This window comes from Streptomyces sp. NPDC040405 (assembly GCF_055595765.1).
This window is the reverse complement of sequence record NZ_JBVIVI010000006.1, coordinates 177,868-193,652: the sequence shown is the minus strand read 5'-3', so window position 1 is coordinate 193,652 and position 15,785 is coordinate 177,868. Positions and strand designations below refer to the sequence as shown.

Sequence of the window (15,785 nt, the reverse complement as noted above, 5' to 3'; positions counted from 1 at the left end):
AGCCACTTCCGGTACGCACCCGCCCCCGGCGGGTACGGACCTTTGATGTGAGCGCTTCTCTCCCCGGTCCGGCCACGCGCCGCGCTCTGCTGGCGGGTTCGGTCGGCAACTTCATCGAGTGGTACGAGTTCGGTGTCTACGGCTTCTTCGCGACGGTCATCGCCGCGAACTTCTTCACCCCCGAGGGCGGCAGCGCCGTCGAGGGCCTGGTCAAGACCTACGCCTCGTTCGGGCTCGCGTTCTTCTTCCGGCCCGTCGGCGCCGTCCTCTTCGGCCGCGCGGGCGACCGGATCGGACGGCGCCCGACCCTGATCCTGGTGCTGCTGCTGATGACCGGCGCCACCACGCTCATCGGCCTGCTGCCCACGTACGACACGGTGGGCGCAGCCGCCCCGTGGCTGCTCACCCTGGTGCGGATCCTGCAAGGGCTGTCCGCGGGCGGGGAGTTCGGCGGCGCGGTGTCGATCATGACGGAGTTCGCTCCGCCGGGGCGCCGCGGGCTGTACGGGGCGTGGCAGTCGTTCACCGTCGCGCTGGGGCTGCTCGCCGGGGCCGGGACGGCCGCCGTCCTGGCCACCGCGCTGGGCGAGGAGGCCCTGAACGACTGGGGCTGGCGGCTGCCGTTCCTGCTGGCCCTGCCGATCGGGCTGGCCGCGCTGTGGCTGCGGCTGAGGCTGGAGGAGACCCCGGCGTTCCGGGAGAGGAGCCCGGCAGCCCTCCCCGTGGCCGCGCGCCGCGAGGCGGCCCGGGCCGTCGTGCTCGGCGCCGGGCGCGTCATGGGCTGGGCCGCGGCCGGGTACACCTTCCTGGTCGTCATGCCCTCGTATCTGCAGTCCACTCTGGACGCCACTTTTCAGCAGGCGCTGATCGCCACCGTGGTGGCCAACGCCGGGTTCGCGGCCGCCATCCTCCCGGCGGGGCTGCTCAGCGACCGGATCGGGCGGCGGCCGGTCATGCTGACCGGCGCCGCCCTGGTGACCGTGCTCGCCTTCCCGCTCCTCAACCTCCTTCAGGATCCGGACAGTTCGGCGCTCGTCCAGGGCGTGGCCGTTTTCGTGGCGGGCGCGGTGGTGGGGCTGATGGCGGGTCCCGGACCGGCGATGCTGGCCGAGATGTTCCCGACCCGGGTCCGGTACACGGGACTGGGGCTGGCGTACGCGCTGTCGAACGCCGTGTTCTCGGGGTGCGCGGGGCTGATCATCACCGAGGCGATCGAACGGACCGGCGAGGCGGACATCCCCGCGTACTACGTGGCGGGGACCGGCGCCCTCAGCATGATCGCCCTGGCCACCCTGCGCGGCGACACCCACCGGGGCGCGCTCGCGGAGGAGGAGCGGCACCCGCCCCGGGACGAACCCATGGAGGAAACCCCTTGCGCGTGATCGGACTGATGTCGGGCACATCCCATGACGCGGTGGACGCGGCGGCCGCCGATCTGGCCCTCGACGGCGACACCCTGGTGCTCGCCCCGCTGGGCCTGGTCAGCGCCCCCTATCCGGACGCGTTGCGCGCGGCGCTGGCCGCCGCGCTGCCACCCGCGGCGACCACCCTGGCGGATGTGTGCGCGCTCGACACCCGTATCGGCCAGGCGTTCGCCCGGGTCGCCGTCCGCGCGGACCGGGAGCTGTGCGACGGACGGGCCGACCTGATCAGCTCGCCCGGCCAGACCGTGTACCACTGGGCCGAGGACAACCGGGTGCACGGCACGCTCCAGCTCGGGCAGCCCGCCTGGATCGCCGAGGCCACCGGGGTCCCGGTCGTCTCCGATCTGCGCAGCCGGGACGTGGCCGCGGGCGGCCAGGGCGCTCCGCTGGTCAGCCTGGTCGACACGCTGTGGCTGCGCGGGCGGCCCGGGGTGTGTGCCGCGCTGAACCTGGGCGGCATCGCCAACCTCACCGTGGTGCCCCGGGCCGGTGAGCCGCTGGCCTTCGACACCGGCCCCGCGAACGCCCTCATCGACGCGGCGGTGCGGGATCTGACGGACGGTCGGCTCGACCACGACGCGGACGGTGTCCTCGCCGCACGCGGCACCGTCCACCCCGGACTGCTGGAGCGGCTGCTCGCCGAGCCGTACTACGCGCTGCCGCCGCCCAAGACGACCGGCAAGGAACGGTTCCATCTCCCCCATCTGCGGACCGCGCTGGCGGCCACCGGCCCGGTGGCGGGCGACGATGTCGTCGCCACCGTCACCGAGCTGACCGCCCGTACCGTGGCCGACGCGGCGCGCTCCGTCCACGCCACCGAGGTGATCGCCTCCGGCGGTGGCATCCGCAACCCCAGCCTGATGGCCGCGCTCCGCCGCACGCTCGGCCCCCTCGCCCTGCGGGTCTCCGACGAGCTGGGGCTTCCGGCGGCGGCCAAGGAGGCGTACGCCTTCGCCGTCCTGGGCTTCCTGACCGCCCATGGCCTGGCGGGCACGGTGCCGAGCTGCACCGGCGCCCGGCAGCCGCGCGTCCTGGGGTCGATCACCCCGGGGCGGCGGCCGCTCGTCCTGCCGCCGCCGGACCGGTCGGCGCCGTCCCGGCTGGAGATCTTCCGCCGGTGAGCGCCCTCAGTCGTCCGGGATCTCCATCCGGAGGTCCCGGGGCAGCTGCTGTTCGAACCACACCAGCTTGCCGGTGCTCAGCCGGGTCGCGCCCCAGCACCGGGCCAGCTCGTTGACCAGGAACAGTCCGCGGCCGCCCTCGTCGCCCGGGCGGGCGTGCAGCATCCTGGGGACGAACGGCGAGTCGTCGCCGACCTCGCAGCGCAGCACATCGGTGCGCAGCAGCCGCAGCGTCACCGGGCGGGAGGCGTAGCGGACGGCGTTGGTGACCACCTCGCTGACCATCAGTTCGGTCGGCTCCAGCAGCGAGTCCAGCTGCCAGCGGTGCAGGGTGCGGCGGGTGAGCCTGCGCGCCCGGCCCGCGGTCTGCGGCTTCGGATCCAGGAACCAGTAGGCGACGTTGTACGACGGGATGCCGTCGAAGCGGGCGGCGAGCAGCGCGACGTCGTCGTCCCGTTCGCGGGGCGTGACTCCGCCCACCGCCGCGTCGCACAGCAGCTCCAGCGGCGGGGGGTCGAGCACCTGGGCGGTGGTGTGCAGCCGGTCGCGCAGCAGCTCGGCCCCGGTGGCGACGTCGGTGTCGCGGGTCTCCACCAGACCGTCGGTGTACAGCAGCAGGGTGGCCCCGGTGGGCGCGAACATCTCCACCGTCTCGAAGCTGACGCCGCCGACGCCGATCGGCGCGCCGGGCGGGAGGTGCAGCACCCGGCCACGGCCCCCCGGCTGGAGCAGCACCGGGGGCGGATGGCCCGCGTTGGCCATCAGCAGCCGGTGCGCGATGGGGTCGTAGATCCCGTAGAGACAGGTCGCCATGTGGCGGCTGCCCAGCCGCTGGGCCTGCTCGTCGAGGTGGTGCAGCACCTCGTCCGGGGACAGGTCGAGTCCGGCGAGGGTCTGCACGATGGTGCGCAGCTGACCCATGATCGCGGCGGAGGTCAGGGAGTGGCCCATGACATCGCCGATGACGAGGGCGACGCGGTTGCCGGGCAGCGGGATCGCGTCGTACCAGTCGCCGCCGATCCGGGCGGTCTTCGAGGAGGGGAGATAGCGGGTGGCCAGCCGGATGCCGATCGGTTCGGGCAGCGAGGAGGGGAGCATGGTGCGCTGCAGGGCGTCGGCGACGGAGACCTCGCGCCCGTAGAGCACCGCCTTGTTCAGGCCGAGGGCGGTGTGGGTGGCGAGCTGCGAGGCGACCAGCAGATCGTCGCAGGTGAAGGGCGGCCGGTCGGGGTGGCGTACGAGGACGGCGGCACCCATGACGGTGCGCTCGCGGCCGTGCAGCGGGGCGATGATCAGCCGTCGGCCGGGCGGCACGGGGCCGGGGCCGCCCACCGCGGGGCTCAGCAGCTCGGCGACCGCGGCGGCGATTCCGGGGATGTCGCCGAACGCGGGGCGCCCGGCGCCGAGCAGATCGGCCAAGCGGCCGCTGACGGTGAGCCGGGCGAGTCCGGGCGGCGCGGGGCGCGCCGGGGGCACGGCCGTCCGGGGCCCGCCGCTGGGGGCGGGGCCGTCGGGGGCGGGGCCGTCGGGTTGGGCGGGGGCGGCGGTCTGGCCTCCGGGCCCGGCGCCCGGCGCGGCTTCCCACGCGGCTCCCGGCCCCGCTTCCGGTCCGGCTTCCGGCATGGCATCCGGTACGGCGGCGTGCGGGCGGAGCACGAGCGGGCCTGACGGCTCCTCTTCCCCGGCGGGCAGCGGATCGCGCAGATGCACCACGGCCGAGTCGGCGAAGGCGGGCACGGCGGCCCGGCACAGCTCGTGCAGCGTCTCGTCGAGGTCCATGCCACGGGCGATCCGCCGGGTGGCGGTGTCGAGGTAGCGCAGCCGGTCGGTCTGCGGCCCGGTGGCGTACACCGCCTCCTCCCGTGGCTGCTCCGCCCCGGGCGGGCCCGGTCCCGACCGCCGCGGCGGAGACCGGCGGGGGTTCGGCGCGGTGGGCCCCACGGCCCGGCCGCCCGGGTGGTCCGGGCCTTCCTGGGGGGTGGGGTGGGCCATCAGCTGTGCCGTTCGTCGCGGATGCGGATGCGGATGCGGATTCGATGCGGATTCCTCAGCCGCCTCGTCGGCATCGGAGGAAGATCTGCTCCTCGGGCGGAACGTCCGAGGAGGCCGGTGCGTAGGTGTAGGACGACTCGCCGACGATCTCGAAGCGGGCCGCTTCGACCACCTCGCGCAGATCGTCCCGCAGATAGCCGGTGACCCGGATGGTGGAGCGGAGGAACGGGATCGAGAAGTCGTCCACATCGGCCTCCACCATCGACAGGGCGAACAGCCCGCCGGGCGTCAGCAGGCGGTGGATGGTGCCCAGCGCGAGCGGGATCTCGGCACGGGGCAGCATCAGCAGCGAGAAGAACGCCGTGACCGCCTCGAACCGGCCGAGATCGACCGCGCCTCCGGGACGCAGGTCGGCGATGTCCGCCCGGTGGAAGTCGGCACCGGGCACAGAGGACCGGGCGAGCCGCACCATTCCGGCGGACAGGTCGACCCCGGTGACCCGGAGCCCCGCGCCGGTCAGCTGGCGCGCGGTGGGCAGTCCGGTGCCGCAGCCCAGATCGAGCACCCGGGATCCGCGCGGGAGCAGCCCGGTCAGCCACTCGCCCGCGGCGAGCTGGCCTTCCTTGTGCGGGAACGCCTCGTCGTAGCGGTTGCCGATGGCGTCGAACGCCTCGGCCTGGCCGGTGCGGTCGAGCCGCATGTTCGCATAGCCGGTGTCGCCGGTACCGTTGCTCACGGACACATCTGACACATCCCCGCAGTTTTCGACGTCACCCCCCATTCTCCTCGCATTCCGGGTCCGCGCCATGGCCGGAGCACACCTTCCGGGGCCGTCAGCCGGTGCTCCCCTTCGGCTTCTCGTCGTCCACGATCTCCGCGTCCACGACCTCGTCGCCGTCCGCGTGCGGCTGATCCTGGCCGCCAGCGCTCCCGTCCGGGGTCCCGGACTGCCCTTGCGCCTGGGCGTAGAGGGCGGTGCCGATCTTCTGTCCGGCGGTGGCGGCCTTGTCGGTGGCGTCCCGGATCGCGGTGGTGTCCTCGCCCTTCAGCGTCTCCTTCAGCTCCGCGACCGCCGTCTCGGCCTCCTCCCGGACGTCCTGCGGGACCTTCCCGGCCTGGTCGCGGAGCAGCTTCTCGGTCTGGTACACGAGGGATTCGGCCCGGTTGCGGGTCTCGGCGGCCTCGCGGCGCTCGTGGTCCTCCGCCGCGTACTGCTCGGCCTCGCGCATCATGCGGTCGATGTCGTCCTTCGGCAGCGCCGAGCCGCCGGTGACGGTCATCCGCTGCTCCCGGCCAGTGCCCAGATCCTTGGCGGAGACGTGCATGATGCCGTTCGCGTCGATGTCGAAGGCCACCTCGATCTGCGGCACCCCGCGCGGGGCGGGCGGCAGCCCCGTCAGCTCGAACATGCCGAGCTTCTTGTTGTACGCGGCGATCTCGCGCTCGCCCTGGAACACCTGGATCTGCACCGAGGGCTGGTTGTCCTCGGCCGTGGTGAAGACCTCGGATCGCTTGGTGGGGATCGTCGTGTTGCGCTCGATCAGCTTGGTCATGATGCCGCCCTTGGTCTCGATACCGAGGGACAGCGGGGTGACATCGAGCAGCAGGACGTCCTTGACCTCCCCCTTGAGCACACCGGCCTGGAGGGACGCGCCGATGGCGACGACCTCGTCCGGGTTGACGCCCTTGTGCGGCTCCTTGCCGGTCAGCTCCTTGACCAGGCCGGTCACCGCGGGCATCCGGGTCGAGCCGCCGACCATGATCACGTGGTCGATGTCGGAGGTCTTGATCCCGGCGTCCTTGATCGCCTGGTGGAAGGGGGCCTTGCAGCGCTCCAGCAGGTCCTCGGTCAGCTGCTGGAACTGCGAGCGGGTGAGCTTCTCGTCCAGGTGCAGCGGGCCCTCGGCGGACGCGGTGATGTAGGGCAGGTTGATCGCGGTCTCGGTCGCCGCGGACAGCTCGATCTTGGCCTTCTCGGCGGCCTCGCGCAGCCGCTGCACCGCCATCTTGTCCTTGGCCAGGTCGACCCCGTAATTGTTCTTGAACTGCTTCACCAGGTGGTCCACGACGCGCTGGTCCCAGTCGTCGCCGCCCAGCTGGGTGTCGCCGTTGGTGGCCTTGACCTCCACGACGCCCTCGCCGATCTCCAGCAGCGACACGTCGAAGGTGCCGCCGCCGAGGTCGAAGACCAGGATCGTCTGGTCGTTCTCCCGGTCCAGCCCGTAGGCGAGGGCGGCGGCCGTGGGCTCGTTGATGATCCGCAGCACCTTCAGCCCGGCGATCTCGCCCGCCTCCTTGGTGGCGGTGCGCTGGCTGTCGTTGAAGTAGGCGGGGACGGTGACCACGGCGTCCGTGACGTCCTCGCCGAGGTACGCCTCCGCGTCGCGCTTGAGCTTCTGCAGCACCCGCGCGGAGATCTCCTGGGCGGTGTAGCGCTTGCCGTCCACGTCGCCGGTGGCCGGGAAGCGCCAGCGCTCCTCCCCCATGTGGCGCTTGACCGACCGGGCGGTGCGGTCCACGTTGGTCACCGCCTGACGCTTGGCGACCTCGCCGACCAGCACCTCGCCGTTCTTCGCGAAGGCGACCACCGAGGGGGTGGTCCGGGCGCCCTCGGTGTTGGTGATGACGGTGGGCTCACCGCCTTCGAGGACCGAGACCACGGAGTTCGTGGTCCCCAGGTCGATACCGACTGCGCGGGTCATCTCGCACCACCTCCCGATACTCCTCCAAGTATCCCAAAAGATGGTTTATCGGGCGGGGGCGGAGGTCCGGGTCAGTCCCCCAGGTGGTCGATCTCGCGCATCCGGTTCGTCGCGTCGAGGGCGGCGACCTTGTAGGACTCGGCGAAGGTCGGATAGTTGAACACCGCGTCCACCAGATAGTCGACGGTCCCGCCGCAGCCCATCACCGCCTGGCCGATGTGGATCAGCTCGGTCGCGCCGGTGCCGAAGCAGTGCACCCCGAGCAGCCGCCGGTCCCGCGGGGACACCAGCAGCTTCAGCATGCCGTGCCCGTCGCCGACGATCTGGCCGCGGGCCAGCTCCCGGTACCGCGACACCCCGACCTCGAACGGCACCTTCGCGTCCGTCAGCTGGTCTTCGGTCCGGCCGATGAAGCTGATCTCCGGGATGGAGTAGATCCCGATGGGCTGCAGACCGTGGATCGGGTTCACCGGCTCGTCGCACGCGTGGTACGCCGCGCTGCGGCCCTGCTCCATGGAGGTCGCGGCCAGCGCCGGGAACCCGATGACATCCCCGACCGCGTAGATGTGCGGTACGGCCGTACGGTAGTGCTCGTCCACCGTGATCCGGCCCCGCCGGTCGGCGGTGAGCCCCGCCCGCGCGAGGTCCAGCTCCTCGGTCAGCCCCTGCCGCCCCGCGGAGTACATCACCGCGTCGGCCGGGATCTTCTTCCCGCTCTCCAGCACGGTCAGGGTGCCGCGCTCATGCCGCTCGACCGCGGCGACCGTCTCGCCGAAGCGGAACGTGACGTCGAGGTCCCGCAGCCGGTACCGGAGCGCCTCGACGATCTCGACGTCGCAGAAGTCCAGCATGCCGTCCCGCTGCTCGACCACGGTGACCTTGCTGCCCAGCGCGGCGAACATCGAGGCGTACTCGATGCCGATCACCCCGGCCCCCACGATGACCATGGAGCGCGGCACCCGCTCCATGCCGAGGACGCTGTCGGAGTCCATGACCGTACGCTCGTCGAACTCCACGCTCGCCGGGCGGGCCGGGCGGGTGCCGGTGGCGATCACGATGTGCCGCGCGGTCAGCAGCTGTTCGCGGCCGGAGGCGTCGGTCACGGCCACGGTGTGGTCGTCCACGAACCGTCCGGTGCCGGAGAACAGCGCGACCCGGTTGCGGGAGAGCTGATTGCGGACGACGTCCACCTCGCGGCCCACCACATGGCGGGTGCGCGCCGTCAGATCCGCGACCGTGATCTCTTCCTTGAGCCGGTAGCTCTGGCCGTACAGGTCCCGCTGGGTCAGCCCGGTGAGATAGAGCACCGCCTCGCGCAGGGTCTTGGACGGCACGGTCCCGGTGTGCAGGGACACCCCGCCCACCATGTCCGGCCGGTCGACCACGGCGACCCGGCGGCCGAGCTTGGCCGCCGCGATGGCGGCCTTCTGACCGCCCGGGCCGGATCCGATGACAAGCATGTCGAAGTCGGTCACGGAAGGAGTCTGTCACCCGGGCATCCGCGCCGGAAGGGTCTTCCACCGGGCAACGGCCCGCATGCGACGCGCACTTGAGGCACCGTACGGCCGCCCACGGATGACGGCCCTCACCACAGCCTTCCGTCGGCGGCCCGGGCCGATGAGGTGAAGGACACCAGGAGGACCAGCGCGACCAGCCCGGTCGGCAGGGCGGGCGCGGCCGGAGCGGCGTACACGACCAGCAGCGCGCCGAGCGTCGCGCCCACCACGAGGGCGGCGAGCAGCGCCACGCTGACCCAGCGCACCCGGCCGTCGCGGGCCACGTCGACCAGCAGCCCGGTCAGGGTGCCGGTGAGGTAGGTGGTGGACATCCCGGGCGGCCCGGTGGCGCGCACCAGGCCGCTCTGGCCGCCCATGGCGAGCGCGGCCACCGCGAGCAGCCCCAGCCGCGCGCCCCCGCCCGGGTGGCCGCCCGCCGTGGCCCACCCCGCCCACAGCGCGCCGAGCGCGAGCACTTCCACGCCGAGGGCCCAGCGGGTCCGCCGTACGCGCCGCTCGCCCCGGACGATACGGGCGCTGAGCAGGGCGCCCGCGATGAAACCGGCCACCGCGACGGCGGCGTCCAAGGCCCGGCCCGGGTCCTGGGCCCCCGCCGAGATGCCGAGGAGCGAGAGGTTGGCCGTCATGACGCTGGTGAAGACGCCGCCGAGGGCGAGGAAGCTGATCGCGTCCATCGCCCCGGTGGCCACGGTGAGCGCGACGGCGGTCGCCACCGGGCTGCCGTCACCGCCGCCGCGTGCCCGGCCCGGACGACGTCCGCCCGCCGGGGGCGCGGTGCCGTCCCCAGGCGGAGCCGCGGTCTCGTCGCCGTCCGCCATCGGCCACCTCCGGGCGCCCCGGGTGCCCCGCCCGGGGCGCGGGAAACGGCGGGCCCGGATTCCGGGCCGTATTCCGCTTCCCACGCGGCCACGGCATCGTTAGGTTCGGGGCTCGCACCCGTAACGCCCCCTGCACCGTGGAGGAATGCCGCACGTGTCCCGCGAACTCCATCACCGCGCGGTCGTCGCCGACGCGCACAACGACCTGCTGGTCGCCGTCGCCGCCCGCCCGCCGCGGCGCTGGTCGGCCTTCTTCCGGGAGCGGTGGCTGCCCCAGCTGCGCGAGGGCGGCGTGGACCTCCAGGTCCTCCCGGTCTTCATCGAGGACCGGTTCCGCCCCGAGGGCGCGCTGCGGGAGACGCTCCGCATGATCGAGTGCGCGCATACGCTGGCCGAGGGCAACCCGGACGAGGTACGGCTGTGCCTGGACGGGTCCGACATCGACGCCGCGCTGGCGGAGGGCCGTATCGCGCTGGTGCTGGCGCTGGAGAGCGCCCCCGGGCTGGACGCCGACGTGGAACTGATCCCGACCGTCCACCGCCTGGGCGTGCGGATCGCGTCCATCGCCCACTGGGGGCGCACCGCGCTGGCCGACGGCAGCGGCGAGGACGCCACCGGCAGCAGGCTGACGGCGGCCGGGGTCGAGGCGCTGAGCGAAATGGAGCGCCTGGGCATCCTCTTCGACGTCTCGCATCTGAGCGCCTCGGGCGTCGCCCATGTGCTGGAGCTGGCCACGCGCCCGGTGCTGGCCACCCACTCGTCGGCGCGTGCGCTGCTCGACCATCACCGCAATCTCACCGATGAGCAGATCCGCGGCATCGTGGCCACCGGTGGCATGGTGTGCGTGAACTTCCTCGGCGAGTTCCTGGCCACTGACCCGGAGGAGCGCACGGTGGACCGGCTGGCCGACCACATCGCCCATATCGCGGAGGTCGCCGGGCCGGACCGGGTGGGGCTGGGGCCCGACTTCATCAAGGAGGTCAGCGCGGACACCAGCCCGCCATGTTGCGAGGACCTGGAGTACGCCGAGCTGGTCGTCCCGGGCCTCGAAGGACCCCGTGGCCTCCCCCTGGTCACCGAGGCGCTGCTCGGCAGGGGTTTCTCCGAGGCCGCAGTGCACCAGATCCTCGGCGGCAATGTGCTGGACCTGTTCCGCAAGGAGCTGGGCCGCCCCGCGTGAGTCCGGCGCCCGGAACGCCGAACGGGCGGCACCGCCACCGCGATGCCGCCCGCCGCTGAGAGCCCGTCAGGAATTCGCCACCGCGGCGGCTTCCGCGGGCGATCCGGCCGGGGTGTCCTCACCGCCACGTACCCACAGCGGCTTCAGCCGGTAGGTCAGCAGGTACAGCACCACGGAGACGCCCGCGGCGACGTACATGCTCAGGTCGCCCGCGCCCGGGTACGCCGAGGCGAACGCCCCGGTGTACAGCTTGGACTCCCAGAAGGGTATGGACGCCAGCACGCCGCCCGCCCACGCGACGAAGCCCCAGGAGAGCACCCGCTTGCGGTCGTACAGTTCGGCGATCCGCGCCGGGTCGGAGCGGCCGCCGAGCCAGTAGTCGAGGAGCAGCACGGTGGCGAAGGGCGCGATGAAGTAGGCGGTGAGATTGAGGAACACGTTGAACTTCTCCTCGATCCCGGACTCGCCCCACAGGCTGATGACGTACGCCAGCAGACAGATGACGGTGACCGCCTGGGTCCGGGTGACCGGCACCTTCAGGGTCTGGACGGAGATCGCGCCGCCGTAGACGTTGAGGAAGTTCTGCGCGAGCGCCGAGAGTCCGACCGCGATGAGCGCGGGGATGGCGAACGGCCCGGCTAGTTCGTGGAGGGCGGTGATGGAGTCGGTGCTGTTGGCGTTCGAGCCGACCAGGACGCCCAGGATGCCGAGCCAGCTGATGGTGACGAAGTTGCCGAACCCGGTGTACCAGGCGGTGCGCTTCACCATGGACGGGGTGTCCGGCAGATAGCGCGAGTAGTCGGAGGCGAACGGCGCCCAGGCGACCAGGAAGGAGAGGAACCAGCCGCAGAAGGTGATCCAGCCGCCGGTGTCACCGATGTAGCCGGACGCCTTCGGGTTGGCGTCGAAGGTTCCCGCGCCACGTACCAGGGCCACGACCGTGATCATCGCGAACAGCGGGGTGAGCACATAAGTGAGCACGCGCTGAAGGAAGTTGATCATGTTGTAGCCGAAGATGGACACCACCAGCACGATCGCGGTGAGCAGCAATCCGCAGATCCAGTACGGCAGATGCGTCAGCTCCGAGATCGCCTTGCCACCGAGGATCACGGTGACCGAGGCCCAGCCGACCCCGGCGAACACATTGATGTACGCCACCGGCAGGAAGTTCCCGAAGAAGCCCAGCGGGCCGCGCGCCTGAATCTGCTGCGGCACCCCGAGCCGTACGCCCATCTTGGACATCACGGCCATCAGCACCGAGCCGACCCCGGCCCCGACGACGATCGCGGCGACCGCGCCGGCGAAGCTGAGGCCCAGGCTGATCGCGCTGAATCCGAGCAGGATGATGGGGAAGTTGAGGCCGGCGGCGAACCAGACGAAGAACTGCGAGCTGGGCTTGCCGTGCCGCTCGTTGTCGGGGATGTGGTCGACCCCGAAGGGTTCTACTTTGGTGACCGCGCTGCCGTAGACCGGCGCCGCATCGTCGTGGGTCATGGGCGTGCTCCTGGGGGCAGGGGAGATCGGGGCGTCAAGGGGTGGCGGTGTGCGGAGGGAAGGGTGGGTCCAGGCGCGGCCGGAGGCGTCTCACCACGGCAAAGGCGCTGTGTTCGAGATATCGAAAAACCCGCCACCACTGTAGACCAGAGGTGCCAGGTCCTCGTGACGGGCCGCGACCACCCGGCCGGTGAAGACGGTGTGGCTGCCCGCTTCCAGCCGCTCGCCGATCTCCACCTCCAGCTGGGCGCAGGACCCGTCGAGCAGGGGGACACCGGAGTCGCCCGGGGTCCAGGACAGCCCGGCGAACTTGTCGTCGCCCTTGGACGCGAAGACCTTGGCGACGTCGAGCTGACCGGCGGCGAGGATGTTGATGCCCAGGTGGGTGGCCCGGTGCAGCGCGGGGTGGGTGGTGGAGCTGCGCTGGACGCAGACCAGCACCATCGGCGGGTCCAGTGAGATGCTGGAGAAGGCGTTGACAGCCAGGCCCCGGGGCGTCCCGTCGTCGTCGGTGGTCACCACGGTCACGCCGGTGATGAACTTGCGGTGCACCCCCTTCACCAGGTCGGCGTCGACGGCGGCCTCCTGGGTGGTGGTGATGATCCCCAGCGCCTCCAGCAGCTGGCGGGGGTCCCAGGTCACCCACTCCTCGGCGATCACACCTTTGTCGAAGTGAGTGAAGGTGGCGCCGGAGACTTCGACCGGTCGGCCGGTGGGTGGCACGCCGAGGAAGTCGCCGGTGTGGCTGCCGGTGCTGCGCCAGCGGATCGCCAGCTCCTCACCGTCCTCCACGATCTCCTCGATCTCGGTGTGGAGGTCGGGGAACGCCTCGCGGATGGCACGTACGGAGTCCTTGAACTGCTCGCGGTCCTGGGGCGCCGCGGCGGGGCCGCGCCGCCGGACGTAGCCGGGGCTGAGCAGCTCGTCGAGCGCCTCCATCCGGCCCTGATCCCAGGCGGCCTGCCAGGCGGAGCGGATGCGGGTGGTGCGGTCAAGAGTGTGCGTCATGACGGATCCCTCATTCGGCTCTTGTATGGCAGAGGACGCTAAGAACGGCGTCGGTTGCTGTCAACACCCTGGGACAAATAAGCCGGGAAAGAACCGCTCTCGCACCAAATACACAGGTCAAAGTTGTTGCCTGGACGTTAACCCTTGACGGTCCCGAACCGGACTCCTAGCCTCACTGCCATGGCACAGCGCAACCCGGGAGAACAGGACGGACGCTGCATGCGATTCTCGATATTCCACAACCTCGGAGCACCGGGCCGGCTCGGCTCCTACTCCGAAGTCATGGACGAAGCACGGGAGTTCGCGGTCGCCGCGGACCGCGCGGGCTTCTGGTCCACCTGGTACACCGAGCATCACTTCGGCCACGAGGCCATCGAGATCACCCCGAACCCGGTCCTGATGGGCACCGACATCGCCGCCCGCACCGAGAACATCAGGATCGGCCAGGCGGCGAACATCGCCACCTTCTGGCACCCGCTGCGGCTCGCCGAGGACATCGCGATGCTCGACCAGCTCTCCGGTGGCCGGGTCGAGGTGGGCCTCGGCCGGGGGCTGTACGGGCGCGAGGCCCTCAATCTGAACGCCCTCGCCGATCCGCGCGACCAGGAGCAGAACCGCGCGCTGTACGACGAGACCGTGGAGATCCTCCGCAAGGCCTGGAGCGGCGAGTTCTTCTCGCACCAGGGCCGCTTCTACGAGTTCCCCGCCCCGGGGGTGAAGTGGAACCACCCGCTCTCCCCCGCCACCCCGGACTACATGGAGGACGGGGTCATCACCAAGATGCAGGTCACCCCGTTCCCGCTGCAGCGGCCGCATCCGCCGCTGTGGCAGGTCATCGACAGCCCCCGGTCGATCAAGGCGGCCGCGGCCGACGGGGTCCAGGGGATGTTCTGGCTGCCGCCGGTCTCGGCGCTCAAGGAGCGCTTCGAGCTGTACCGCGACACCGCGAGCCAGGCGTCGGGCCGCGAGTACGCGCTCGGCGAGGGCATCGGCCTGGTACGGGACGTGTACGTCGCCGACACCATGGAGCAGGCGCGCGCCGACTTCGAGGAGGCGCTGCTGACCACCTACCGGTGGATCATGCACTTCCGGGGTCTGGGCAACCTCATGGAGGCGGGCGAGGAGCTGACCGACGCCCACGAGCTGTCCTTCGAGTTCCTGGCCGAGCGCAATCTGCTGGTCGGCACCCCCGAGTACGTCTCGGAGAAGATCGCCGAGCTGCGGGAGGAGGTGGGCCTGGAGCATCTGCTGCTGTGGACCACCCACCCCGGCCTGGAGCACCGCAAGGCGATGCGCAGCCTGGAACTGTTCGCCGAGAAGGTCATGCCGCGGTTCACCGGTGGCGGCGGCCATGAGTGACCTGGGCCTGCGCAAGGTCGTCAGCGTCACCGACGAACTGCTGCTGGAGCTGGGCCGCCCGGTGGCCGTGCCGGTGCGCCGGGTCGCGGCGGCCGCGGTGATCCGTAACCCCTGGGCGGGCCAGGGCCTGGTGGCCGATCTGCAGCCCGAGGTCGAGCGGATCGCCCCGGGGCTCGCGCGGCTGCTCACCGACCGGGTGAGCGAGGCGCTGGGCGGCGTGGAGCGGGTCGAGTCCTTCGGCAAGGCCGCGATCGTCGGCCTGAACGGCGAGATCGAACACGGCGGGGCGCTGATCCACACCCCGTTCTTCGGCAACGTCCTGCGGGAGCTGACCGAGGGCACCTCGATCATCGTGTTCAGCGACGACCGGCTTCCGGCGGGTGAGCCGCTGACCGTACCGCTGTGGCACAAGACGGCGGCCGCGACCCGCTCGCACTATCAGACGTGCCAGATCCGCATCCCCGACGCGCCCCGGCCCGACGAGATCGTCGTCATCGCCGCCGGTGCCTCCGGGCCCCGCCCGAACGCCCGGATCGGGGACCGGGCCACCGACCCCGCCATCCGCCTCGCCGACCTGGAAAACCGGGCGGACCCGAACCACATGGAGACCGTGCAGTGAACGTCCGCAAGATCATCACCTTCACCGAGGACATCCACAGCGAGGGCGGCCGCCCGGTGGATCCGCCCGCCCGGACCGCGGTGGTGCTCGCCATCATCGAGAACCCCTGGGCCGGGCAGGGCTATGTGACGGACCTGCTGCCGGGCATCGACGAGGTGGCGCCGAAGCTCGGCGAGCTGCTGGCGCCCCGGGTGGTCGAGGCGCTGGGCGCGCCGGTCGAGGCGTACGGCAAGGCCGCCATCGTGGGGCTGGACGGGGAGATCGAGCACGGCTCCGGGCTGATCCACACGCTCAAGTTCGGCGACCACTTCCGCCGGGCGGCGAAGGCGACCACGCTGCTCCCGGCCGTGGAGAAGCGCGCGGCCGCGGGCACGGTCTTCGACATCCCGCTCAAGCACATCACCGATGCCACGATCCGCTCGCACCACCAGAGCATCGAGGTGCGGGTGGCGGACGGACCGCGCGCCGACGAGATCGTCATCGGGCTCGCGGCCGCCGCCCAGGGCCGCCCCCAGGCCCGGCTGGCCCCGCTCACCACGGAGCAGTGAGCG

At 71.8% G+C, this 15,785-nt stretch carries 13 protein-coding genes; 6 read left to right on the top strand and 7 right to left on the bottom strand.

Annotation, left to right across the window (positions count from 1 at the left end; genetic code table 11):
• The first annotated feature begins 47 nt into the window (after positions 1 to 47).
• Together ACZ59A_RS25200 and ACZ59A_RS25195 are read left to right on the top strand one after the other, a co-directional pair.
• Positions 48 to 1,382, top strand: a complete 1,335-nt coding sequence (locus ACZ59A_RS25200; protein ID WP_470962316.1) for an MFS transporter — start codon at positions 48 to 50, stop codon at positions 1,380 to 1,382.
• Positions 1,373 to 2,545 (top strand): anhydro-N-acetylmuramic acid kinase, encoded by a 1,173-nt coding sequence (locus ACZ59A_RS25195; RefSeq protein ID WP_470962313.1) that lies wholly within the window; start codon positions 1,373 to 1,375, stop codon positions 2,543 to 2,545. Before ACZ59A_RS25200 ends, ACZ59A_RS25195 begins: the two co-directional genes overlap by 10 nt.
• 6 nt (positions 2,546 to 2,551) lie before the next feature.
• Here the strand turns inward: ACZ59A_RS25195 and ACZ59A_RS25190 are convergent, their stop codons facing one another.
• The 5 genes from ACZ59A_RS25190 to ACZ59A_RS25170 form a co-directional block, all read right to left on the bottom strand.
• Positions 2,552 to 4,537, bottom strand: a complete 1,986-nt coding sequence (locus tag ACZ59A_RS25190; RefSeq protein WP_470962310.1) for a SpoIIE family protein phosphatase — start codon at positions 4,535 to 4,537, stop codon at positions 2,552 to 2,554.
• Between the two features lie 55 nt (positions 4,538 to 4,592).
• Entirely contained in the window at positions 4,593 to 5,237 is a 645-nt protein-coding gene (locus tag ACZ59A_RS25185) for a class I SAM-dependent DNA methyltransferase (protein WP_470963119.1), read from the bottom strand.
• A gap of 133 nt (positions 5,238 to 5,370) precedes the next feature.
• Positions 5,371 to 7,239 carry a molecular chaperone DnaK gene (gene dnaK, locus ACZ59A_RS25180; RefSeq protein WP_470962307.1) on the bottom strand — a complete coding sequence of 623 codons (1,869 nt, stop codon included), beginning with the start codon at positions 7,237 to 7,239 and terminating at the stop codon, positions 5,371 to 5,373.
• A gap of 71 nt (positions 7,240 to 7,310) precedes the next feature.
• On the bottom strand, positions 7,311 to 8,714 hold the full coding sequence (gene sthA / locus ACZ59A_RS25175; RefSeq protein WP_470962304.1) for a Si-specific NAD(P)(+) transhydrogenase: 1,404 nt from the start codon (positions 8,712 to 8,714) through the stop codon (positions 7,311 to 7,313).
• A 110-nt stretch (positions 8,715 to 8,824) separates the two neighbouring features.
• Positions 8,825 to 9,574, bottom strand: a complete 750-nt coding sequence (locus ACZ59A_RS25170; protein WP_470962301.1) for a YoaK family protein — start codon at positions 9,572 to 9,574, stop codon at positions 8,825 to 8,827.
• A 145-nt stretch (positions 9,575 to 9,719) separates the two neighbouring features.
• Between ACZ59A_RS25170 and ACZ59A_RS25165 the strand changes: the two genes are divergently transcribed.
• A complete protein-coding gene (locus tag ACZ59A_RS25165; protein ID WP_470962298.1) occupies positions 9,720 to 10,754 on the top strand; it encodes a dipeptidase in 1,035 nt (344 codons plus the stop codon).
• 66 nt (positions 10,755 to 10,820) lie between these two features.
• Here ACZ59A_RS25165 and ACZ59A_RS25160 read toward each other — a convergent pair whose 3' ends face one another.
• Positions 10,821 to 12,248: a purine-cytosine permease family protein gene (locus ACZ59A_RS25160; RefSeq protein ID WP_470962295.1), complete on the bottom strand. Its 1,428-nt coding sequence runs from the start codon at positions 12,246 to 12,248 to the stop codon at positions 10,821 to 10,823.
• Between the two features lie 90 nt (positions 12,249 to 12,338).
• Entirely contained in the window at positions 12,339 to 13,256 is a 918-nt protein-coding gene (locus ACZ59A_RS25155) for a flavin reductase (RefSeq protein ID WP_470962292.1), read from the bottom strand.
• Between the two features lie 219 nt (positions 13,257 to 13,475).
• Here ACZ59A_RS25155 and ACZ59A_RS25150 point away from each other — a divergent pair, with 219 nt between their 5' ends.
• Genes ACZ59A_RS25150 through ACZ59A_RS25140 form a run of 3 tightly spaced genes read left to right on the top strand, consistent with a single transcriptional unit; the run spans position 13,476 to position 15,782 of the window.
• The gene (locus ACZ59A_RS25150; RefSeq protein ID WP_470962289.1) at positions 13,476 to 14,615 is read left to right on the top strand and encodes an LLM class flavin-dependent oxidoreductase; all 1,140 of its coding nucleotides are present in this window, start codon (positions 13,476 to 13,478) and stop codon (positions 14,613 to 14,615) included.
• Positions 14,608 to 15,234 carry an amino acid synthesis family protein gene (locus ACZ59A_RS25145; protein ID WP_470962286.1) on the top strand — a complete coding sequence of 209 codons (627 nt, stop codon included), beginning with the start codon at positions 14,608 to 14,610 and terminating at the stop codon, positions 15,232 to 15,234. Before ACZ59A_RS25150 ends, ACZ59A_RS25145 begins: the two co-directional genes overlap by 8 nt.
• On the top strand, positions 15,231 to 15,782 hold the full coding sequence (locus tag ACZ59A_RS25140; protein ID WP_468043939.1) for an amino acid synthesis family protein: 552 nt from the start codon (positions 15,231 to 15,233) through the stop codon (positions 15,780 to 15,782). Before ACZ59A_RS25145 ends, ACZ59A_RS25140 begins: the two co-directional genes overlap by 4 nt.
• Positions 15,783 to 15,785: the final 3 nt, after the last annotated feature.